General features: G+C 65.8%; 23 protein-coding genes and 1 tRNA gene. 6 read left to right on the top strand and 18 right to left on the bottom strand.

Annotated features, from left to right (window positions below; all coding sequences use genetic code 11):
* Window positions 1-24: 24 nt before the first annotated feature.
* The 3 genes from XM53_RS13460 to fabD all read right to left on the bottom strand — a co-directional run bounded on the left by XM53_RS13460 (window position 25) and on the right by fabD (window position 2,250).
* Window positions 25-258 carry an acyl carrier protein gene (locus XM53_RS13460; protein ID WP_057794165.1) on the bottom strand — a complete coding sequence of 78 codons (234 nt, stop codon included), beginning with the start codon at window positions 256-258 and terminating at the stop codon, window positions 25-27.
* 229 nt (window positions 259-487) lie between these two features.
* Entirely contained in the window at window positions 488-1,225 is a 738-nt protein-coding gene (gene fabG / locus XM53_RS13465; protein ID WP_057794167.1) for a 3-oxoacyl-[acyl-carrier-protein] reductase, read from the bottom strand.
* Between the two features lie 80 nt (window positions 1,226-1,305).
* A complete protein-coding gene (gene fabD / locus XM53_RS13470; RefSeq protein ID WP_057794168.1) occupies window positions 1,306-2,250 on the bottom strand; it encodes an ACP S-malonyltransferase in 945 nt (314 codons plus the stop codon).
* A gap of 175 nt (window positions 2,251-2,425) precedes the next feature.
* Between fabD and XM53_RS13475 the strand changes: the two genes are divergently transcribed.
* Window positions 2,426-3,709: a cytochrome b/b6 domain-containing protein gene (locus XM53_RS13475; RefSeq protein ID WP_057794170.1), complete on the top strand. Its 1,284-nt coding sequence runs from the start codon at window positions 2,426-2,428 to the stop codon at window positions 3,707-3,709.
* A gap of 115 nt (window positions 3,710-3,824) precedes the next feature.
* On the opposite strand, the gene XM53_RS13480 is transcribed toward XM53_RS13475, so the two are convergent.
* Both XM53_RS13480 and XM53_RS13485 read right to left on the bottom strand, forming a co-directional pair.
* Window positions 3,825-4,403, bottom strand: coding sequence for a YceI family protein (locus XM53_RS13480; RefSeq protein ID WP_057794172.1), 579 nt, complete (start codon window positions 4,401-4,403; stop codon window positions 3,825-3,827).
* A gap of 113 nt (window positions 4,404-4,516) precedes the next feature.
* Window positions 4,517-5,002 carry a hypothetical protein gene (locus tag XM53_RS13485; RefSeq protein WP_057794174.1) on the bottom strand — a complete coding sequence of 162 codons (486 nt, stop codon included), beginning with the start codon at window positions 5,000-5,002 and terminating at the stop codon, window positions 4,517-4,519.
* Window positions 5,003-5,260: 258 nt separating this feature from the next.
* Here XM53_RS13485 and rpsF point away from each other — a divergent pair, with 258 nt between their 5' ends.
* Genes rpsF through rplI form a run of 3 tightly spaced genes read left to right on the top strand, consistent with a single transcriptional unit; the run spans window position 5,261 to window position 6,527 of the window.
* The gene (gene rpsF, locus XM53_RS13490) at window positions 5,261-5,617 is read left to right on the top strand and encodes a 30S ribosomal protein S6 (RefSeq protein WP_057794176.1); all 357 of its coding nucleotides are present in this window, start codon (window positions 5,261-5,263) and stop codon (window positions 5,615-5,617) included.
* Window positions 5,618-5,642: 25 nt separating this feature from the next.
* Window positions 5,643-5,870, top strand: a complete 228-nt coding sequence (rpsR, locus tag XM53_RS13495) for a 30S ribosomal protein S18 (protein ID WP_057794178.1) — start codon at window positions 5,643-5,645, stop codon at window positions 5,868-5,870.
* 12 nt (window positions 5,871-5,882) lie between these two features.
* A complete protein-coding gene (gene rplI, locus XM53_RS13500) occupies window positions 5,883-6,527 on the top strand; it encodes a 50S ribosomal protein L9 (RefSeq protein ID WP_057794180.1) in 645 nt (214 codons plus the stop codon).
* A gap of 500 nt (window positions 6,528-7,027) precedes the next feature.
* On the opposite strand, the gene tig is transcribed toward rplI, so the two are convergent.
* The 5 genes from tig to XM53_RS13525 all read right to left on the bottom strand — a co-directional run bounded on the left by tig (window position 7,028) and on the right by XM53_RS13525 (window position 10,567).
* Window positions 7,028-8,356 (bottom strand): trigger factor, encoded by a 1,329-nt coding sequence (gene tig, locus XM53_RS13505; protein WP_057794182.1) that lies wholly within the window; start codon window positions 8,354-8,356, stop codon window positions 7,028-7,030.
* A gap of 235 nt (window positions 8,357-8,591) precedes the next feature.
* Complete coding sequence (locus XM53_RS13510) at window positions 8,592-9,221, bottom strand: SCO family protein (protein ID WP_057794184.1); 630 nt, start codon at window positions 9,219-9,221, stop codon at window positions 8,592-8,594.
* Entirely contained in the window at window positions 9,221-9,790 is a 570-nt protein-coding gene (locus tag XM53_RS13515; protein WP_057794186.1) for a hypothetical protein, read from the bottom strand. Before XM53_RS13515 ends, XM53_RS13510 begins: the two co-directional genes overlap by 1 nt.
* Window positions 9,791-9,801: 11 nt before the next feature.
* On the bottom strand, window positions 9,802-10,254 hold the full coding sequence (locus tag XM53_RS13520) for a hypothetical protein (protein WP_057794188.1): 453 nt from the start codon (window positions 10,252-10,254) through the stop codon (window positions 9,802-9,804).
* Between the two features lie 237 nt (window positions 10,255-10,491).
* Window positions 10,492-10,567 (bottom strand) — tRNA-Thr (locus XM53_RS13525).
* Window positions 10,568-10,705: 138 nt separating this feature from the next.
* Here XM53_RS13525 and XM53_RS13530 point away from each other — a divergent pair.
* Window positions 10,706-11,581, top strand: coding sequence for a hypothetical protein (locus XM53_RS13530; protein WP_057794190.1), 876 nt, complete (start codon window positions 10,706-10,708; stop codon window positions 11,579-11,581).
* 81 nt (window positions 11,582-11,662) lie between these two features.
* On the opposite strand, the gene XM53_RS13535 is transcribed toward XM53_RS13530, so the two are convergent.
* Window positions 11,663-11,932, bottom strand: coding sequence for a DUF2312 domain-containing protein (locus tag XM53_RS13535; protein WP_057794192.1), 270 nt, complete (start codon window positions 11,930-11,932; stop codon window positions 11,663-11,665).
* 148 nt (window positions 11,933-12,080) lie between these two features.
* Here XM53_RS13535 and XM53_RS13540 point away from each other — a divergent pair, with 148 nt between their 5' ends.
* Entirely contained in the window at window positions 12,081-12,296 is a 216-nt protein-coding gene (locus XM53_RS13540) for a hypothetical protein (protein WP_057794194.1), read from the top strand.
* On the opposite strand, the gene XM53_RS13545 is transcribed toward XM53_RS13540, so the two are convergent.
* The 7 genes from XM53_RS13545 to XM53_RS13575 form a co-directional block, all read right to left on the bottom strand.
* The gene (locus XM53_RS13545; RefSeq protein WP_057794196.1) at window positions 12,289-14,337 is read right to left on the bottom strand and encodes an enoyl-CoA hydratase/isomerase family protein; all 2,049 of its coding nucleotides are present in this window, start codon (window positions 14,335-14,337) and stop codon (window positions 12,289-12,291) included. The genes XM53_RS13540 and XM53_RS13545 overlap by 8 nt on opposite strands.
* Window positions 14,338-14,431: 94 nt before the next feature.
* Window positions 14,432-14,641: a hypothetical protein gene (locus tag XM53_RS13550; RefSeq protein WP_057794198.1), complete on the bottom strand. Its 210-nt coding sequence runs from the start codon at window positions 14,639-14,641 to the stop codon at window positions 14,432-14,434.
* A 351-nt stretch (window positions 14,642-14,992) separates the two neighbouring features.
* Entirely contained in the window at window positions 14,993-16,264 is a 1,272-nt protein-coding gene (locus tag XM53_RS13555) for a FliM/FliN family flagellar motor switch protein (protein ID WP_057794200.1), read from the bottom strand.
* A 136-nt stretch (window positions 16,265-16,400) separates the two neighbouring features.
* A complete protein-coding gene (locus XM53_RS13560; RefSeq protein ID WP_057794202.1) occupies window positions 16,401-19,094 on the bottom strand; it encodes a sensor histidine kinase in 2,694 nt (897 codons plus the stop codon).
* Window positions 19,095-19,421: a hypothetical protein gene (locus XM53_RS13565; protein WP_201455421.1), complete on the bottom strand. Its 327-nt coding sequence runs from the start codon at window positions 19,419-19,421 to the stop codon at window positions 19,095-19,097. It lies immediately after the preceding gene.
* On the bottom strand, window positions 19,418-19,786 hold the full coding sequence (locus tag XM53_RS13570) for a response regulator transcription factor (RefSeq protein ID WP_057794204.1): 369 nt from the start codon (window positions 19,784-19,786) through the stop codon (window positions 19,418-19,420). The genes XM53_RS13565 and XM53_RS13570 overlap by 4 nt, the downstream gene beginning before the upstream one ends.
* Window positions 19,787-19,869: 83 nt before the next feature.
* Complete coding sequence (locus XM53_RS13575; protein WP_057794206.1) at window positions 19,870-21,177, bottom strand: helix-turn-helix domain-containing protein; 1,308 nt, start codon at window positions 21,175-21,177, stop codon at window positions 19,870-19,872.
* Window positions 21,178-21,243 lie beyond the last annotated feature (66 nt).

Below are 21,243 nucleotides of genomic sequence, written 5' to 3' on the forward strand. Positions count from 1 at the left end.
CGGAAATCTGTCGCGCGTCGCGGCTTACGACGCTTCCTTGATGAACTTCACCGCGTCGCCGAAGGTCTGGATGTTCTCGGCCGCGTCATCGGGGATCTCGATGCCGAATTCCTCTTCGAACGCCATGACCAGTTCGACCGTGTCCAGGCTGTCCGCGCCCAGATCGTCAATGAACGAGGCGTTCTCGGTCACTTTGTCTTCTTCGACGCCCAGGTGTTCCACCACGATCTTTTTTACGCGGTCTGCGATATCGCTCATGTTTCGTTCCTCATCTTCAGCCGGGTCACTCGCCCGTTTTATGTGCCCTCGCCCTTGTGGACAAGCAGCTAAGTATGCCCCTTGACCGGGCGGCTTGCATGACCCGTATAACGGGCATTTGCGGAGTAATACAGTATTACCCCAGCGTAAACTGCGCCGCCTATAGCATATGCGGCGCGATTGGCAAATGGATTCCCCTGCCCTTGTTTCTTTGCGGCGGCGCGGTGGCTCAGAGCATCGCCATGCCGCCATTCACATGAAGCGTGGCCCCCGTGACATAGCCCGCCTCGGGGCTGGCAAGGTACAGCACGGCGGCGGCGATTTCCTGGGGCGTGCCCATACGGGCGGCGGGAATCTGCGCGTTGATCTTGTCCTTCTGCTCGTCGGTCAGCTTGTCGGTCATCGCCGTGGCGATAAAGCCCGGTGCGACCGCGTTAGCGGTGATCCCGCGGCTGGCCACCTCATAGGCGATGGACTTGGTCATGCCCACCATCCCTGCCTTGGAGGCGGCATAGTTCACCTGCCCCGGGTTGCCCGTCGCGCCCACGATCGAGCTGATATTGATGATCCGGCCCCAGCGCGCCTTCATCATCGGACGCATCACGCCCCGGCAGAGACGCATGGTGGCCGTGAGGTTCACGTCGATCACGTTCTGCCACTCTTCGTCCGACATCCGCATGAATATCTGGTCGCGCGTGATCCCCGCGTTGTTCACCAGGATATCGACGCTGCCCATGGCCTCGGCGGCCTGTTTCGGCAGCGCATCGACGGCCTCCGGGTCGCTCAGGTTGCAGGGCAGCACATGCGCCCGCTCGCCCAGCTCGCCGGCCAGCGCTTGCAGCGGCTCGACCCGTGTGCCCGACAGCCCCACCGTCGCGCCTGCGCCATGCAACGCCTTGGCAATCTCTCCGCCGATGCCCCCGGATGCGCCGGTCACCAGCGCCGTCTTTCCCGTCAAGTCGAACATCTGTCTTGATCCCTTTCGTCTGGCGCCAAATTTCTTTCAGAAGAAATTTGACAAGAAAATCCCATTTTCTTGGTCCCGGCTCAGCCGGCCATCGACTCGGCAGCCGCTCTCACATCCTCGGGCGTGCCCACCGCGCGCGTGTCAATGTCGCGGTTGATCCGGCGCACCATGCCAATGAGCGCCTTGCCCGCGCCGATCTCCCAGACTTGGGTGATGCCCTGCGCGCCCATATACTCGACCGACTCGCGCCAGCGCACCGATCCCGTCACCTGCTTGACCAAGAGTTCCCGGATCTGTGCCGGGTCCTCAACCGCACTGGCCGTCACGTTGGCGACCACCGGCACGCGCGGCGCCTTGATCGTTACCTCCGAAAGCGCGGCGGCCATCGCATCGGCGGCAGGCGCCATCAGCGCGGAGTGAAACGGCGCGCTGACCGGCAGCAGCATGGCACGCTTGGCGCCCTTTTCCTTGGCCAGTTCCACCGCCTTTTCCACCGCAGCGGCATGACCCGAGACCACCACTTGCGCCGGATCGTTGTCATTGGCCGCCTGCACCACGCCACCATTCGCGGCGGCGGCCTCGGCCACTTCGCTCACCGTGGCGAAATCCAGCCCCAGGATCGCGGCCATCGCGCCCTCGCCCACCGGCACGGCGGCCTGCATCGCCTGACCGCGCGTGCGCAAAAGACGCGCGCAATCGCTCACGCTCAGCGCTCCGGCGGCGGCAAGCGCGGAATATTCGCCCAGCGAATGCCCCGCCACCAGTGACGCCGCCTCGATGCTCACACCTTCGGCCTCCAGCGCGCGCATCGCCGCCAGCGAGGTGGCCATCAGCGCCGGCTGCGCGTTCTGCGTCAGGGTCAGGGTCTCCTGGTCGCCCTCCCAGATCAGCGCGCTCAGCGCCTCTCCCAGTGCCTCGTCGACCTCGTCGAACACCGCCCTTGCCGCCGGATAGGCGTCGGCCAGCGCCTTGCCCATCCCGACCGTCTGCGCGCCCTGCCCGGGAAATACGAATGCCTTGCTCATGGTCCCTTGCCCTCCCGTTCAATGCCCTCCGATAGCGTGACGCGCCGGGCGGTGCAATGTCGCGGGTGGAAAAACCGCCCCATCCGCACGTCGCCTGTGCGCAGGCAATCATTGCCCCGGCCCCGCGCTCGGCTAGATTGCAGCCGAAAGTTTCCGACATAGCAGAGCCATCACCATGCCCCTCGCCAATGCGCACGACCGTTACGGTGCCGTCACCAAGACCTTTCACTGGCTGACCGCGCTCCTGATTCTCTCAGCCATCCCGCTGGGCCTTATTGCCAACGACCTCGCCCACGCGGTGCGCAACCCCGACATCGCCACAACCGAGGCCGACGTCTCGCGCGCAGCCTTCCTGTTTTCCCTACACAAGACAATCGGCGTGACGGTGTTCTTCGTGGCGCTGCTGCGTATCCTGTGGGCCATGGGCCAGACCAAGCCGGGCCTGCTGAACGGCGACAAGCCGGTCGAGGCGCGGGCCGCCGAAACGGTGCACTGGCTGCTTTACGGCTCGCTTGTCGCGGTGCCGCTGACCGGCTGGATCCACCACGCCGCGACCACCGGCTTTGCGCCGATCTGGTGGCCTTTCGGGCAATCCCTGCCCTTCGTGCCCAAGGATGACGGGCTGGCCCATACATTCGCCTCCCTGCACTATATCCTGAACTGGGTGCTGTGGTTCAGCCTCGCCGCCCATATCGCCGGGGCGCTGAAGCATCACGTCATCGACCGCGACGCCACCCTGCGCCGGATGCTGCCTGGCCGCACCACGGCGGAGCCGACGGTCCGTCAGCCCGGGCATGTCCTGCCAGCCGTGGCGGCGCTTGTCATCTGGGCCGCGGCCCTCTGCACGGGCGGTGCACTGGGCTATTTCTCGCACGAAACCGCAGAGGCGCAGACCGCCGGGGCCGACGCTCCAGACCCGTCCACGGAGACCGCAAGCGCAGGGACCGAGACCACTGAAACCACCGCCCCGGCCGAGACCGCCGAAAATGCATGGACCGTCACCGAAGGCACGCTTGGCCTGACGGTGGTGCAAATGGGGTCCGAGGTGACGGGCCAGTTCGAGGATTGGACCGCCGAGATCGTCTATGACGAGACCGCCGACAGCGAGGGCAAACACGGCACCGTCGATGTGACTGTGACCATCGCCTCGCTCACGCTCGGGTCAGTGACCAGCGACGCCAAGGGCTCCGACTACCTCGCCGCCGAAGACCATCCCACGGCCACCTTCTCTGCCGATCTTGTGTCGCGCGATGGCGGGCATGTCGCCACCGGCACGCTAACGATCAAAGGCAATTCCGTTCCCGTCGAGATGCCCTTCGAGCTCAGCATCGACGGCGACACCGCCACCGCCTCGGGCGGTCTGACGGTGGACCGGCGAGATTTCGGGGTCGGCGGACAAAGCGAAGGCAACGTCGGCGCCTCGGTCGATATCCGCTTCGAACTGACCGCCGAACGCTAGGGCCAGTCACGCTGGGTCCCGGGCCTGACCCGGGACCTCCCCCGCCTCCCGCACGCATGAAAAAGGCCCGCATCCTGTGATGCGGGCCCTTGATGTACCGAATATCGGCTAAGGCTTATTCCGCCTTTTCGGCCTCGATCGAGATCATCACCTGAACCTCGTCGCTGACCGCCGGCGCGGCATAGTCCAGCCCGTAATCCGACCGCAGCAGCGTCGTCGTTGCATCGAACCCTGCCCATTGCTTTTCCTGCATCGGATGCGCGTCGGCCTTGTTCAGTTGAGCGTCCAGAACAACAGACTTGGTTACGCCATTCATCGTCAGATCGCCGGTGATCTCGGCTGTGGTGTCGCCGGTCACCTCGATACCGGTCGAGGTGAAGGTGATCATGTCGCCCTCTTCCGCACCGAACATGTCTTCACTCATGAAGTGCTCGAGCCGCTTTTCCCAACCGGTATACATCGACATCACCGGGATCGAGACCGACACGCTGGAATTCGCCGGGTCTTCCTGATCGAACATGATCTCGCCCTCGAAGCCCGTAAAGACGTTGTAGGTGGTCGAGAAACCCAGGTGTTCATATGTGAACACCACCTGGCTGTGGCTGGGGTCCAGATTGTATTGCTCCGGCGCAGCCAATGCGGCGGTCGACAGGCCGGCAAGGGCCATCGAAGTGGCGAATGCGATGGTCTTCATGAATGTGCTCCTTTCATGGTGCAGTGTTCGTTCCCCAGCGAACATGATGCATTCCACGCCACGAGCAAGGTGCAAGATTTGAACAAATCGTGTGGAGCGATGAACAGATCCGCTCAGCAGGCGCGCGGCATCGCGCTGCGAATGGCGCTGGCCTCTTCCTCGGATCCGATCGGCATTTCCAGCACCAAAACGCCGGACGCATCGCGGGCCCGCAACTTGCGTTTGTCCACCGAAAGCTCCTGCAACGCGTCGATATCGTGGCAGGCCTTCAGGGTCGAGCGGCCCTTGGCATCGTACTCATAGACGCGAAGCTGGCGCTTGACCGGGTCGATCTGCACTTCCGGGGCCGAGTCTGCGCGGTTCAGGCCATTGAACAGGATCAGCCCGCCCAAGAGCAGCACCACGGATGCCAGAAGCTTGATCAGTTGCATCGCCGCGTCCTCGGACGGCACCAGCCACAGCCCGCCCGCCGACATGCAAAGCGCCGCCCCGGCGCAGGCAATCAACGCCCGCCGCGGGCTGCTGGATATGGTCTCGTCCTGCGCTGCCATATCGGTCAGCGGCTGGTCCTCGAAACGCGTATCGAATGCATGTGCCATCGGTCTGTCCTTGCCCATCTGGTCGTTGGGTCAAGCCTGCGCATCAATCGAGACCAAAATGCGGCGGACCAGGGGCTGCACCCGGGCAGAGGCCGGGCAATTTCGCGGCTGCCGACGCCTCTTGCCAAGTGCAAGAATGCGTCGTATACGCCCACTTCCTTTCGCACGTATATCGAACCGCGCAGTCTCTCGTGGACGGGCCGCGAAAGGACCAGATGGCCCGCCTTTGAAATGCGCCCAGACAGAAGTGGAACCCACATGCCGCTCTACGAGCATGTTTTTATCTCGCGTCAGGACTTGTCCAACACGCAAGCCGAAGGCCTTGTCGAACATTTCAGCACCGTGATCACGGACAACGGCGGCACGATCGTCGAATCCGAGTACTGGGGCGTCAAGACGATGGCCTACAAGATCAACAAGAACCGCAAGGGCCACTATGCCTTCCTGCGCACCGACGCCCCGTCGGAGGCCGTGCAGGAAATGGAACGCCTGATGCGCCTGCACGAGGACGTGATGCGCGTTCTGACCGTCAAGGTCGACGAGCACGAGGAAGGCCCCTCGGTTCAGATGCAGAAACGTGACGAGCGTGGCGACCGCCGCGAACGTCGCCCCTGATCGCTTGAAGAAAGGACACTAAACCATGGCTGCGAAACCGTTTTTCCGTCGTCGCAAGGTCTGCCCGTTCTCTGGCGAGGACGCACCCAAGATCGACTACAAGGACACCAAGCTGCTGCAACGCTACATTTCCGAGCGTGGCAAGATCGTGCCCTCCCGTATCACCGCCGTCTCGGCCAAGAAGCAGCGTGAACTGGCCCGCGCCATCAAGCGCGCCCGCTTCCTCGCCCTGCTGCCCTACGCCGTGAAATAAGGAGAAAGACCCATGCAAGTCATCCTTCTCGAACGCGTGGCCAAGCTGGGCCAGATGGGCGATGTGGTCGAGGTGAAGCCCGGCTTCGCCCGCAACTACCTGCTGCTGCAAGGCAAGGCGCTGACCGCCTCGAAAGAGAACATCGCGTCCTTCGAAGAGCAGAAAGCCCAGCTCGAGGCGCGCAACCTCGAATCCAAGAAAGAGGCCGAAGCGCTGGCGGCCCGTCTCGACGGACAGAAATTCGTCGTGATTCGCCAGGCCTCCGATGGCGGCAACCTCTACGGCTCTGTCTCGACCCGTGACGCCGCCGCCGTCGCCACCGAGGAAGGCTTCTCGGTCGATCGCAAGCAGGTCCTGATCCGTCAGCCGATCAAGACGCTGGGCCTGCATGACGTCGAGGTGCACCTGCACCCCGAGGTCGAGGCGCATATCGTCCTCAACGTCGCCCGCTCGCCCGAAGAGGCCGAGCTTCAGGCGTCGGGCCGCACCATCCAGGACGTGGCCGCCGAGGAAGAGGAAGCCGCCGATTTCGAGATCGCCGAGCTGTTCGACGACATCGGCGCCGCCGCCTCCGAGGACGAGCACATTGCCGAAGCCGTCGAGGACGAGACCGCGTCGGACGAGGACGGATCGGACGAAGAGAGCGAAGACAAGTAAGCGTAGGCAAATCGCCTCGTGACAGGGCCGCCCACCGCGTGTGGGCGGCCTTTTTCGTTCGATCATCAAGCGTCGCGGAAGCGGCGGAAATTGTCGGACGTCATCCTGGGCCTGATCCGGGATCTCCTGGCGCAGGGGGTCCCGGGTCAGGCCGGGGACGGGTCAGCTCTGCGAGACTTTGCTGCCGTTCACGCCCCAGGCGAGCGTCAGCCCCTGGGGTGGCGATCCGACGGCAATTCTGTAGCACTTTATGCCTGCCAAACACATCCTCTGAACGATCGGTGCGCCCAGCCTCAGCCAAATCGCCAGCCCGAGGGAGGGGCTGACGATGGCCGGGCCGCTTCGCGGCTGTTAACCGGCTTGGGGGCTCGACACCAATGGCTCACAAGGACTCAGAGCGAACATTGCCCTCCGACCCGTCGCTTAACTTGCGAGCACCCAAAACGAAAAAGGGCCGCCCCACCGGACGGCCCCTTCCCTAAAGCGATAACCGGCAGACCTCAGTCTTCCAGCTTCTCGACCTCTTTCTCCAGCTTGTCCTTCGACACCTCTTTCTCGGTGATCTTGGCCTCGCTGGCGATGTGGTCGATGACCTTGTCCTCGAAGATCGGGGCGCGCAGTTGCTGGCGCATCTGGGGGTTCTTCTGCACGAACTCGAAGAATTCACGCTCCTGCCCCGGATATTGCCGCGCCTGCTCCATGACGGCCTGCGTCATTTCCTGATCGGTCACCTGCACCTCGGCCTTCTGGCCCAGGTCAGCCAGCAGCAGGCCCAGACGCACGCGACGCTCGGCCAGCGTCTTGTGCTCGTCCGTCGGCTCGATCTCGGGGTGATCGTGGCCTTCCACATCAGGGTTTTCCTCATGCCACAACTGATGCGCGATCTGGTTGGCTTCCGCCTCCACCATGCTCGGCGGCAGCTCGAAGCTGACCAGCCCGTCCAGTTGGTCGAGAATGCCACGCTTCATCACCGCGCGGGCGGCACCAGCGTACTCGGCCTCCAGCCGCTCGGCGATCTGTTCCTTCAGCGCGTCCAGGCTTTCTGCCCCGAACTTCTCGGCCAGCGCATCGTCGATCTCGGCGGCGACCGGCTCCTTCACCGCCTTCACGGTACAGGTGAACTCGGCGTCCTTGCCCGCCAGATGCGGCGCCTGGTATTCCTCGGGGAAGCTGACCTTGACCACCTTCTCCTCGTCGACCTTCACGCCGACCAGCTGTTCCTCGAAACCGGGGATGAAGCTGTTGGAACCGAGCGTCAGCGGGTAATCCTCCGCGCTGCCGCCCTCGAAGGCCTCGCCGTCGACACGGCCCACGAAATCGATCGTGACCTGGTCGCCATCCTTGGCCTTGGTGCCCTTCTTGCGGTCCTTGAAGTCCTGCGCGCTGGAGGCAAGGTTCTGCAGCGCCTCGTCGACCTCGGCATCACCGGCCTTCACGACCAGCTTCTCGGCCTTCACCTTGGACAGGTCCACCTCGGGGATGTCCGGCAGCGCCTCATAGGTCATCTCGACCTCGACATCGTCGCCCGGTTTCCAGTCTTCGTTGACCATCTTCACGGCCGGCTCGGCGGCCGGGCGCTCGCCCTTCTCCTCGAAGTGCTGGCTCATGGCGCCGTCGACGGCTTCCTGCATGGCCTCGCCCATGACGCGCTCGCCGAACTGCTTTTTCAGCAGCGGCAGCGGCACCTTGCCCTTGCGGAACCCCTTCATCTCGACATCGGGTTGCGCTTCTTTCAGCTTGTCCATGACCTTGTCGTCCAGCTCCTTGGCCGACAGTTTCATCGTGTAGCCGCGTTTCAGCCCTTCATTGAGCGTCTCTGTGACCTGCATGTTCGTCCTTCCATTGCAAAAAGGCCGCGGAGGCGTCCGCGGCGGTCAAAATCACTCCGGCTATCTATTGATGGTGGATGGGGCGTGCAAGCGGAGTCTTGGCGCATCCGCGCCAAGACTCCGTCCCGGGCTCGACCCGGGACCTCCCAGCCACTTCGCACCAACACGTCCCGGACTTGATCCGGGACGTCCCAGCCAACTCGCACAACCCGTCCCGGACCTGATCCGGGACCTCCTAGCCCCCCACGTATTTCCGCACGATCGCACTCACCTGCTCGGGCGGCAGCACGGGCGGCACCTGGGTCAGCACCTCGCCCTCCGGGTCCAGCAGATAGATAAAGCTGCCGTGGCTATAGATCGGCCCGTGCTCGGGGTCGTCGAAGAGATGCTCGAACTCCACCTGGAATGCCTGATAGGCCACGTCCAGCGCCTCTGGCGTGCCGGTCAGCCCCAGCAGATCGTCCGAGACCTTGGCCAGCGATGCCCCCATCGTTTCGACCGTGTCGAGCTTGGGGTCGATCGTCACCACAAGCGCCGCCATCTCCACGCCGCCCGCCTCAAGCTCCGCCACCGCATCAGCCATCAACGGTAAGGCCGCGCTGCAAATGCCGGGGCAGTTGGCATAGCCGAAGAACAGCAGCTGATGCCGGCCTTCCGGATCCGCCTGCGTCCGCGTTCTGCCTGTATGATCGGTCAATTCAAACGGCCCGCCGACCTGCCACGGCAGGGCGGTCGGCGCGTCCTTCAGCGCGGCCGCAAGCCGGTCGTCGGGCAAGGTCGTGGCGCCCTGCCCATGATCTTCACCGTCATGGGCCAACGCCATTCCAGCCAATAGCGTCACCGCGATGGCCGGCACCGCCCGCATCAGAACCACTCCTCGATAAAGGCCGCGTCCGCCTCCAACCCAAGACCCAGATAGCCGCTCTCTTCGATCATGCCGTTCACGCGCGGATCGCGCCGGAACCAGGGGCCCTCCCCCTCGGCATCCGGATGTGCCTCGGCCCATTTCTTGGTCCAGCTGTTGGCCGTCACCCACTCGCTCTCGCCCACCTCGCGGATCTTCTGCACAAGGTAGATATTCGTGGCCCCCAACTCCGGGTCCTCGATCATCAGCCCGTCCACCTCGACCGTCGCGCCACAATAGGGCGCCAGTTCCAGCGCCGCACCGGTAAAGGCCGGCTGGCTGTTCTTGTTGGGATAGATCAGCACGTCATCCGCCGCCCGCAAGAGCCCCAGCTGGCGCTTCCCATCACCACAATTCTCGGCGCAGTCACCGGTGAGTTCGCACAGCATGTCCACCACAGTCGCCTCGAACCGCGCCGGTTTTTCAGCCGCCAGGTTCCAGGATTTCGCCTCGGATCCTTCCGAGAAATCCTGCGCCATCGCGGGCAGACCGAGGCAGATCACGGCCGTTGTTATCGCAATCCGTTTCATGGTCGCTCTCCTCATTTCGCCGGTTCGGGGATGGCAAAGCCCGGCACGGGGCCATAGATGTCGTGGCTCAGGTTCGTGATGCCGTGATCGGTCACCACCTCCTCGACCACCAGGTAATTCAGCCCGTCCCGCTCGTAGAGCATCCCGTCCGCCGTCACCTCGTGGCTGGCCAGCCGCAGCTGCGTGTCCCCACTGGCCGAAGCGTCGTCACCCTCGATCTTCAGCACCATGTAGACCTCGCCATCCTCGCCCAGAAGGCCGACAGGGATGCCGCCCGCCGAACACCACAGCGCGCAGGTGTGATGCGCGGTTCCCACCACGGCCTCCGGCCCGCCCATGACACCCGAGTAGTAGCACCAGGTGTCGATGATCTCGCCTCTGACCTCGATCCGCTCGCCCTCCGCCGCCAGCGCGGCCCCCGGCAGCAGACAGGCCAGCGCCGCCAGTCGTGAAATTCGTCCCATCACCCGATCCTTTTTGAAATGACGTACCGTTCCTATACCGTAATTAAGCCCCGAGCACCGATCACAGGTCCAATCACGTTTTCTTTGGGACGGAGGCACATGCGGACGCGTGCAGCCCTCTCGCGAGCGCGACGAGTCACTCCGACGGCGGATAACCGGTGCAGAACGTGCTTTCTGGAGAGCGAACTTCGCCACTCCCCGGCCTCGGCTTTTCAAAGGCGGCAGGCCGGGTAGGACTGGTGCCCCCACACGGACTCGAACCGCGGACCTACTGATTACAAATCAGTTGCTCTACCAGCTGAGCTATAGGGGCACTGACCGCCTGATTACGCATCCCCGGCACGATCCGCAAGATGAAATCTGGACTTGCCCAGTCGGCCCCGAAAGCGGTTTAACTGCCCGGAAAAGCCTCTATATTGCGCCCGCGGACGAAAAAACGGGAGTGTCCAGTATGCAGGTTGTTATCCACGCCGGCGCGCATATGACGGACGAGGATCGTCTGATCAACACCCTGCTGGCAAACCGCGACCTGCTGGCCGAGATCGGCACCGACGTGCCCGATCCGAAGACCTATCGCAAACTTCTGCGCGATGTCCTGAACGAAGTAACCGAAAGCGGGATCACATCCGAGACCCGCGACGACGTGCTTGGCGCAATCAACCACGACGCGGGCAATGACCGGCTGGTTCTGTCCAACCAGGCCTTTTTCGGCACGCCCAAGATGGCCGTGGGCCAGGGCATGTTCTATCCCGCCGCCGAAATGCGGATCGAGGCGTTTCGCCAGATCTTTGCCAATGACGGGCTGGAGCTTTTCCTGGCCCTGCGCGACCCGGCCACGCACCTGCCGGCGCTTTTCGCCAAGACGCCGCATGACACGATGGCGGACTTCCTCAATGGGGTCGACCCGGCGCAGTTCCGTTGGTCCGAGACGATCGCGCGCTTCAGGCGCGATTTTCCCGACATGCCGATCACCATCTGGTGCAACGAGGACACGCCCCTGGTCTGGGCGCAGGTCCTGCGCGAGATGGCCGGGCTCGACCCGCATTCATCGTTCAAGGGCGAATTCGCCCTGCTGGAAGAGATCATGACCTCTGCCGGCATGAAGCGATTCGAAACCTATCTCGCCTCGCATCCCGGCATGACGGAAACCCAGAAACGGCGCGTGATCTCGGCCTTTCTCGACAAGTTCGTCAAGGACGAGGAAATCGAGGAAGAGCTCGACCTGCCCGGCTGGACCGAAGAGCTGGTCGAAGCCCTGTCAGAGGCGTATGACGAGGACGTCTACGAGATCGAGCGCATCCAAGGCGTCAATTTCATCGCGCCCTGAGGGCGACTTGCCTGCCGGCCTCGTAGGGTGGGTGAACACCCACGCGCTGCTGCGCCAGGTGCCCGCCCCGACACGGCCCACTCACATCCCCAAGGCTTCCTTGTACATCTCCAGAACCGCCTCTTCCTCGGCGATGTCGTCCTTGTCGCGCTTGCGCAGCGCGATCACCTTGCGCATCACCTTGGTGTCATAGCCGCGCGCCTTGGCCTCGGCCATCACCTCTTTCTGTTGCTCGGCGATGTCCTTCTTCTCCTGCTCCAGCCGCTCGAACCGTTCGATGAACTGGCGCAGCTCGTCGGCGGTCACGCGGTAGCTGCTGTCGGGGCCGGGTTGGGGGGTCTGATCGTCCATGAAGGCTCTCCAAGGTCAGGGCTGGACCCCTTGACTACAAGCGCGCCCCGTGCCCCGCAAGCCCGTTTTCGCACCCCGCCGCTTGCGATGCCCTACCCGATGCGCTACCCGCAAACGCACCCATGATGGTCGATTGCGGAGGCGTCTGATGGAAATGCTGATCTGGCTCGGGGCGGCAGTCACGCTGGCCGGTCTGGCCCTGCTTGTCTGGTGCATCCTGCGCGTGATCCGGGCCCGCCGCGCCGGCCTGTCCGACGACGAATTGCGCGCCGCATTGCAAAAGATCCTGCCCGTCAACACCGGGGCGCTTTTCCTGTCGGTGATCGGTTTGATGCTGGTGGTGCTTGGAATCGCGCTCAGCTGACCGCGCCGCCGAAAAAGCGCCGGCCGAACTTGACCATCTCCTCCAGCGTCGCAGGCGGCGTCCACAGGCCCTGCCCCAGCGGTACCAGCGCCTTCATCGCGCGCACCAGGCCCAGCGGCCCGCCCACCTCCGGCCCGATATCGGCCCACAGCAGCGGTCCGCCCCGCGCCGCGTCAAACCCATAGCCGCGCACCATGCACAGATCCACGTCCGAGGCCCGCGCCACGGTGCCGTCGCCAAGCATCCGCGCGGCTTCGGCCACCAACGCCGCGTGCAGCGCCCGCTCAAGGGGCATGTTCGGCATCTCGGGCAGGTCACTCTGGTCGCTGCGCCAGGTCTCCAGCCAGCCCGCCAGTCCCGGATCCGGGGCCAGCGCCTGGCCCTGGGACTCGTAAAACCCCTGTCCGGGCGTCTTGCCGGCGGCCACCGCATCGGCCCGCGCGTCCAGCAGCGCCAGTTCCGGCACGCTGCCGAAAACCCGCCGCAGCCGCGCCACCGTCACGCCGATCCCGTCCGTCTCGATCAGCTCCAGCGGCCCGCGGGCAAAGCCCAGCCGCCGCGCCGCATCCTCGACCGCTTGCGCATCGGCCCCGGCGCGCATCAGCGCCAGCGCGGCCCGCTGCACCGCGCCCATCAGGCGGTGACCGATCATGCCAGGGCGGTCCGCGCTGCGCAGCACCACGCGCCCGGACCCCGCGAAATACCGCATCACGGTCATCACCGCTTCGGGCGCGGTACCGTCCGGCACCGCCAGTTCGACCAGCGGCAGCGCATAGGCCGGGCGATAGGCCCGCAGCGCCAACACCTCGACCGACGCGCCCAGCTGCGCGCGCCGCGCCGCCGCGCCATCGCGCCCCGACACCAGGCACCAGACCGCGCCCTTGCGCACCGCCGCCCCACCGGGGTCACCGCCGCCGCCGTCCAGCACAAGGTCGGCGGCCATCAGCACCACCGGATCGCTGCCATGGCTCAACCGCGCCAGCCGCGCGTCGCGCTCCTCGGGCGCCATGCGCTTTCGCGCCACGGCGCCCTCATAAACCGCCCGCACGCGCGCCGCGACCGCCGCACCCGCCGGGCCGGGCGACAGCACCGCAACGCGCTGACCCCGATCCAGGCAATGCACCGCCAGTTCCGCCAGCACCGGGTCCGATCCGGCCAGCACCACGGTGCCGATCTCGCGCGCGCGGCCCTCCTGCGCCTCGGGCCAGGCCAGCGACCGCCGCTCGGCGGCATAAAGATGCCGCATCGCGCGCGCCCCCGGTCGTGCCAGGCAGGCCTCGAACGCCGCTTGCTCAAACTGCACCCCCTGGTCGTAGGGCAAAAGCTGCGCCGCCTCGACACAGCGCAGGATATCGGCCTCGGCGCTGTCGCCGGGCCGCAGCCGCGCGGCCACGTCTGTGACCGCCGCGCGATAGGCCGCCGGGTCGGAAAACCCCCGGTCGATGTCGCGCGCCCGTGCAAAACCGGGCGCCTGAGCAAACCTCCGGGCCGTGGCCAACGCGGCGGCCAGCGGGGCGTCTTCGGTCAACGCCGTGAACAGCTTGGCCAGCCGCGGCTCGCCGGCGTCGAGCGGGCGTCCCGACAACATGAATTCCAGTGCCGCCTGCGCCCCGAGCAGACGCGGCAAACGCTGCGTGCTGCCGCCGCTCGGCATCAAGCCCAGGCTGACCTCGGGCAGCGCCACGCGACAGGTCTTTCGCGCCACCCGAGCATGGGCCGCCAGCGCCAGCTCGAACCCCGCGCCCAGGGCGGCACCGTCAAGGGCCGCGACCACGGGTTTGGGGTGGTCTTCTATCTTGCGTGTCAGCGCCTCGATCCAGGGCTCGGCCAGCGGCCCGTCGAACTCCGACAGATCGACGCCGGAACAGAACGTGTCCCCGGCCCCGGTCAGGACCACGGCCCGTGCGCCGTCATCCTCGGCGGCGCGGTCCAGCGCAATGGCCAGGTCGCGTCGCATGGCGGGCGACAACGCGTTGGCCTCGCCCCGCGACAAGCGCAGGACGGCCACCTCGTCGGCCAGCTCGTAAATGACTTCGGACACTGCTCTTTTGCGCCCCGGTACGCGTCAAACCATGCGGGGATTAGACCCTCTTGCCGGGGTCCGGCGCAATTGTTTTGAGCCGCGACGGCGGCGTTCAGACCGGCATATTCTCGAACTGTGCCTCAATCGCCTCATCCAGAAGCGTCGCGTTCAGGCGCTGCATCTCTGACGGAACCGGCTCGCCGGCATGGCGCAGCTGGCCCAGCAAACCCGCCAGCCGCGGTTGAAGCCGATACCGCTCGGCCTCGTCCAGGTCCAGGATTTGTCGGTGCAACTGTTTGATTTCCTGTGTCAAACGTGTCATGGCATCTCCTCCCAGGGGGCAACCTGCCGCGTCCGGTCACTGTAACCGCAGGTCCCGCGCCACAACCATAGCATGAGACCGCGGCGCAATAGAAGACGCGCGCGTCCCGAAAAGCCGCCTTTTCGCGGCTTTTCGCCCGCAATGCGCAACGCTTGGGCAGATCCGCGCAGGCGGACCTCGCAAAAGCGGCGTAACCCCCCATTGAACGAAGAGCCCGCGCTTGTCCTGTGGCATCGCAAACGCTCCGAAGCATCGGCCTTGGGATGGCGATGTGGGGCGGCCTTGGCCCACACCGCTTCGGCGCCGCGAAACCCGGGCACCCAACAGATCGCGTCAGCGGCGTGATTTACCCTAGCCCAGGCTTGGGCCGCCCGGCATCGGCAATTCGTCATCCTCGCCATCGGCCTCGAACCGCGCGGCGGCCCGGGCGAGTTCCTCTTCGACCAGCGTGTCGAGGTCGGAATCGCCGTCACCATCCGTATCCACGCTTAGTCCGGGCAGGTCCGTCAGGCCGCCGGCATCCCCATCCAGCGAGGGCAGGTCCGGCAAGTCGGCCAATTCGCCCGGTTCCGGCAGGCCGGGATCGTCCCGTGTATCGCCCGGTGCGGGCAGGTCGGGAAAATCAGGCAGCGCGTCCAGGCCCATCGGATCGCCCGAAAGCTCCGCCCTGCCCAGGCCGCCCGTGTCCGGCCCCTCCAGCGCAGCGGCAGCACCAGCCTCGGCGGGACGGTCCCGCGATAGCTCCTCCGCGTCGCTTTTCAGAACCATGCGCACGGCACGAAACCCGTTCAGCTGGCCCAGCCTGGCAGGCGCTACCTTGTGCCCCTTGGCGCCGATCACCCGGGCGCCGGTCACCGTGTCCGGCGACAGCTTCAGCACCGTGCCCGGCGCCCAGCGGCAGATCTCGCGCAGCGGCAGGCGGACCGGTGCCAGCACCGCATCCAGCATCACCGGCGCGTTCATCGCGTTTTCTTCCAGCTTGCGGGCCAGGGTGTTGCCGCCCGGCGTCTCGACCTCGGGCACGGGCGGGGGTTCGGGCAGGATCAGCTCCATCATCCCGGTCTTGGCCCCGGGCCCGAAATCCACGCTCAGCCGATAAAGATCGTAATCCGGCGCCCACAGCGCCAGCGCCAGCGCGCGGCCGTTCTCCACCCGGTCGCCGAACCGGAAACGGGCCGCGTCCGGCACCCGGTCGCAGGCATTGACCTGCTCGGCATAGCTGTCCAGCACCGCATCCATCAAGGGCTGCACGATGGCCGCGTCGGTAGGGGTGAAGGGGCGCGGTTTCGCTTCGCCTTGCCGCACCTCGCCCATCAGCTGCACCTCGATCAGGGCCATGACGAATTGCAGGTCCAGCTTGATCGCGCCCGGCGGGCCGTCCAAACCGTCCAGCAGGATCAGCAGACCGTCGTCGCCCGCCAGATCCTCGATCCCGGTCAGGGCCACGCTTTCATGTTCGACCATGCGCACGACCAATGGCAGTTCGAACTGCGCCGCCGCTTCCTTGGCCAGCGCCAGGCGCAGCGCCTTCGACGGCGACATCTCACGCGCATCGAACTCGTCACGGGCCACCTTGGCCTTGCGGTGAATGACCGATGCGCTGCTGGCGGGCTCTGCGCTCATGACCTGTTCCTGCCCCCTTCTCTTGCACCCGGCGGCAACGCTGGAAACGCGGCCGCGCGCCCTTTTCCGGTCCGACCCTGTTCAGGCGATGTGCGGCAGTTAACCGCAAGAAGGTTACGATAGGATTTATACCGCGCTACTGCGCCGCCTCCGCCGCTGCGCCGCGCCCCACCGGCAAATAGACCCGGAACGCCCCGCCCGCCTGACCGGGCAAATAGTCGATGCCGCCGCCCAGCCGCGCCATGATCTCGCGGCAGATGGCCAGCCCCAGCCCCGCGCCGCCGGCCTTGGTCTCGCTCACCCGCGAGAATTTTTCAAAGACCGTCCCCTGCTGGCTGGCCGGAATACCGCTGCCGTTGTCGATGAAATCCACATGCAGCTGTCCGTCGCTCTCGGCCACGCGAATGTCCAGCCGGGGCGCATCGGCATCGCAATATTTGCGCGCGTTCGACATCAGGTTGATGAACACCTGCGCCAGCCGGTCGGTGTCGGTGTGCAGCCACACGCGCTCGGCCTCGGGGTCGCGGCGCATCTCCATGCCGCCCTCTGTCAGCCCCGCCGCCACCGCCGCGCGGTCCAGCAACGGGCCCAGCTGTCCGTCCTGAAGGCTCAGCACGATCTGCGCGTTCTCCAGCACGCTGAGATCCAGCAGGTCGTCCAGCAGCCGCGTCAGGCGGATCGCCTCGTCATGGATGATCGACGCATAGCGTCGCTGCCCTTCGGGCGGCATCTCGCCACCATCCCGCAAGATTTCCGAGAACGCCCGGATCGAGGTCATCGGCGTGCGCAGCTCGTGACTGATCTGGCTCAGAAAGGCGTCCTTCTGCACCGAAATCTGGGTCAGCTTCTCGTTCACCTGCCGCAGCTGCCGCGCGGTGCGCGCCTGCTCCTCGGTCTTCATCTCCAGCTGGCTGGAATATTCCATGATTTGCGCGGTCTCGTCGGCCACCGCCATCAGATCCTGCACCGACACGCTGGCGCCGCCCACGATCTGGCTGATCATCGCGTGGGCCGTGGCAGCGCCCACCGAGCCCGCCAGCGACCGCTCCAGCCGGCTCAGGAAATCGGGCGTGGGTTCGGGCAGGTAGCCGCTCATTCCCTGCGCGCGCGCCGCCTCGCCGAACAGCGCCTGCGCCTCCTGCGCGCCCATGATCCGCTGCGCCATGATCATCAGGTCCTCGCTCTGGGCCAGCCCGCCGGTCCACCCACCCGACGGCGCCGAATGGTCGAACACGTTGACGAACTGCGCGCCCTGCAACCGCTCCACCGGCTGCGGAAAGCTGATCAGCGACACAAAGACGAAGACCACGATGTTCAGCGACAGGCTCCACATGAAGGCATGGACCACCGGGTCCATTCCCGCCGCCCCGAACAGCGCCTGAGGGCGCAGCCAGCCAAGCCCCATGGGGCCGTTTTCCAACAAGCCCTGCGGCATCACCGCCGACGCGCCGAAGCTGGGCAGGAACAGGCTGTACATCCAGATCGCAAAGCCCACGGCCAGCCCCGCCAGCGCCCCGCGCCGGTTGGCCCCGCGCCAGAACAGCCCCCCCAGAAGCGCCGGCAGGAACTGCGCCACGCCGACAAAAGAGATCAGACCGATCGCCGCCAGCGCCGCGCCGCCACCCGACACCCGGAAATAAAGATAGCCCAGGAACAGGATCACCATGATCGACAGCCGGCGCGCCCGGATCGCCACCGCCCGCACGTCGCCCGAGATGACCGCGCTGCCCCCCGTCATGTGCAGCCACACCGGCATGACCACGTGGTTCGACACCATCGTCGACAGGGCGATGGCCGCCACGATGACCATGGACGTGGCACTGCTGAACCCGCCAAGGAAAGACAGGACCGCCAGCCCGTCCTGCCCGTTCGCCAGCGGCAGCGTCAGCACGAAAAGGTCGGGATTCGCGCCCATCGGGCTCAGGTCCAGTCCCACCGCCGCGATGGGCACGACGAACAGGCTCATCAGCATCACGTAGGTCGGAAACGCCCAGGATGCCGTGCGCAGATGCGCCTCGTCTTCGTTTTCCACCACCATCACCTGGAACATCCGCGGCAGGCACATGAAGGCGGCTGCCGACAACAGCGTCAGACCCACCCAGCGGCTGCCGGGCACCTCCCACCGGGCGATGGCGCTGGCATCGATCCGCGCCAGCGTCTGCTCGACGCCGCCCGCCAGGCCCCAGACCACGAAGACGCCGACCGCCAGCAAGGCGAACAGTTTCACCACCGCCTCGACGGCGATGGCCATGACAAGGCCATGATGCCGCTCGTTGGCGTCAAGGTTGCGCGTACCGAAGAGGATCGTGAACACCATCAGGCCGATGGCCACCCACAGGGCGACACCGGTTTCGCTGATCTCTCCGGTATGGGTGGGGTCGACGGCGGCGAAAGCGGCAAAGGAAATGGTCACCGACTGCAATTGCAGCGCGATATAGGGCGTCGAGGCGATCACGGCGAGTACGGTCACGCAGACCGCCAGCGCGTTCGACTTGCCGAAACGGCTGGAAATCAGGTCGGCGATCGAGGTGATCCGCTGGCTGCGGCCCACGCGCACCATCTTGCGCAGGGTCCACCACCAGCCCACCATCACCAATGTCGGGCCAAGATAGATCGTCAGGTATTCCAGCCCCGACCGCGCGGCGAAACCCACCGCGCCGTAAAAGGTCCAGGCCGTGCAATAGATCGACAGCGACAGCGTGTACACGATGGGCGAGCGCAGCCATGTCCCCCGCCCGCGCGCCGCCGCCCGGTCCGCGGCGAAGGCCACGCAGAACAGCAGCGCCACGTAGATCAGACTGACAAGGACGATGACGTTGAGCGCGCCCATTCACCCCTCCCGGGAGACACGCACCCGCTCTTGCGGCCCGTCTGCCGCCACCGGCACGTCCGGTGCACGCGACCGGTCTGGCGGGCCCGGCGCCTCGGGCCCGGACAACCGCCGCGACACGATCCAGCCCAGCCCGATCAGCGCGCTCCAGCACAGGAAGATGTAGAACATGACCACCACCGTGCGCGTGCCCTCGCCCGACTTCCACAACAGCGGCAGCACGAACATGCCCGCGCCCAGCACCGGCAACAGCCGCGCGGCATCCATCATCCGGCGCTGGAAATAGGCCCGCCGCGCCAGAAAGACCGGCCCCCTTTCGGGGCTCATGACGGCACCAGCGCCCGCACGGCGTCCAGCACCTCGGCATTGGAAAACGGTTTGGTCATGTACCGGTTGGCCCCGGCCCGCTCGGCCATCTCAAGGTCCTTGGCCTGGCCGCGGGCCGACAGCATCAGGACCGGCAGGCTTGCAAATTGCGCCTCGGCCCGGATTTCGGACAGGATGTCGAAACCGCTCTTGCCCGGCAGCATGACGTCAAGGATCACCACGTCCGGCTCGCGCGCGCGCACGGCCTCCATCGCGTTCTGGCCGTTGGCGTGGGTCTTCACCTCCCAGCCGTCACGCGACAGGATAAAGCTCACGGCCTCGATGATATTCTGTTCGTCCTCGATCAGAAGCACGGTCTTGCCCATCCAACCGGCCTCCCCTCCGATCAAATCCTTTTCCCGTCCGACGACTATTGCGAAACTCTTCGGCCCTGTCAAAAGAACATATCTCAGAACCTATCCTTCAGGACCGATCCCTCGCGCCGCGCAAGGCAGCCTTCGATGGGGCAGATCCGGCAGGTCACCCCTACGGGCCGTGCCGTGGCCCGGTCCGGTCCACGCCGCTCTGGCAAGATCAACATGTAGGCCCGCATCAGGGGCGGGTTGTCAAAGCCCGCCGGCACAGTCTCTTCGGCCACCGCCAGCGCCCGCACCCGCAGGTCGCCCTGTGCCAGCACCGCCTGCACCGGGCGGGCGGGCTGGCTCAGCACCTCGTAAAGCGGCCACATGCCACAGCCCGCGCCGCTGCGCGGCGTGGCGAACCCCATGACCGTCTTGCGCAGGATCAGCGCCCCCGCGCCGTCGACCACGATCAGCCCCACGGGCCCGACCATGTCCTCGGGAAGCGTCGCCATGCGGCGAAAGACCTGGGCGAGCGATCTGCCCGTGGCGCGTGCGATGGCGTCGGGTGCCGGGCCGTGCGCGGCCAACAGCACGTCCATCTCGTCGCGCGGCAGCGCGCGCGCGTCCTCCAGTATCTGCGTCAACGCCGCCCGTGCCAGCGCCCGTGCCGCGCGGTGCTCGATCTCGGAAACGACCGCCTCGATCCGCGCTTCGGCGCCCCACCCCTCAAGCTGCGGAAAGGTAAAGCCGTGGCGCTCCATGAAGGCGTGCATCTCGTCCTGGGGCGAGGTCACCTCCGCCCCCGCTTCGGGTGCGGCCTCAAGATAGCGCATCAGCGCCTCGGCACCCTCGGCAAGACGCGCGCCATCCTCGTTGATGTTGCGGTGAAAGCGCATCTGCCACTCGGGCTCCAGTTCGCGCGTTTCGGCCAGGATCGACGCGGTCGACCGGATCGATGTCACCGTGGAAATCACATCGTGCAGCGTCGCCGACAGTTCCGGGTCATGCGCCAGCCGCTCGCTCAGCGCCTTGACCGTGCGTTCCAGCGCGTCACGCTGCTGCCCCAGGTCGGCCAGCCGCCCGGCCCAGCCGGGAAAGCGCCCGACGAATTCCTCGACCCGGTCGAGTTCCGGCGCGGCCTCGGCGAAATTGCCGCCACTCTCACCGTCGCCCGCCGCCTCCTGCAAGGCCGCCAGAAGCTGCGACTGCACCCCTTCGGTCAGCGTTGCCGGCTCCACGTTCAGCGCCGCGGCGATCTGCAACAGCGTCCGCCCCCCGATTCGACGCCTGTTGTGCTCGATCAGATTGAGGTAGCTGGCAGAGATACCCGCCGCCTCGGCCAACTCGGCCTGCTTCAACCCGGCCACCAGCCGCCGCTGGCGGATGCGCGTGCCTGCCATACCTGTCTCTGCCATCGCGGTATCCTTTGAATCCAGCGTGTTCGGTGCGGTTTGGAAAACTAATTTACAGATTTCTGCGCT

This window comes from Roseovarius atlanticus, assembly GCF_001441615.1.
GTDB classification, from domain to species: domain Bacteria; phylum Pseudomonadota; class Alphaproteobacteria; order Rhodobacterales; family Rhodobacteraceae; genus Roseovarius; species Roseovarius atlanticus.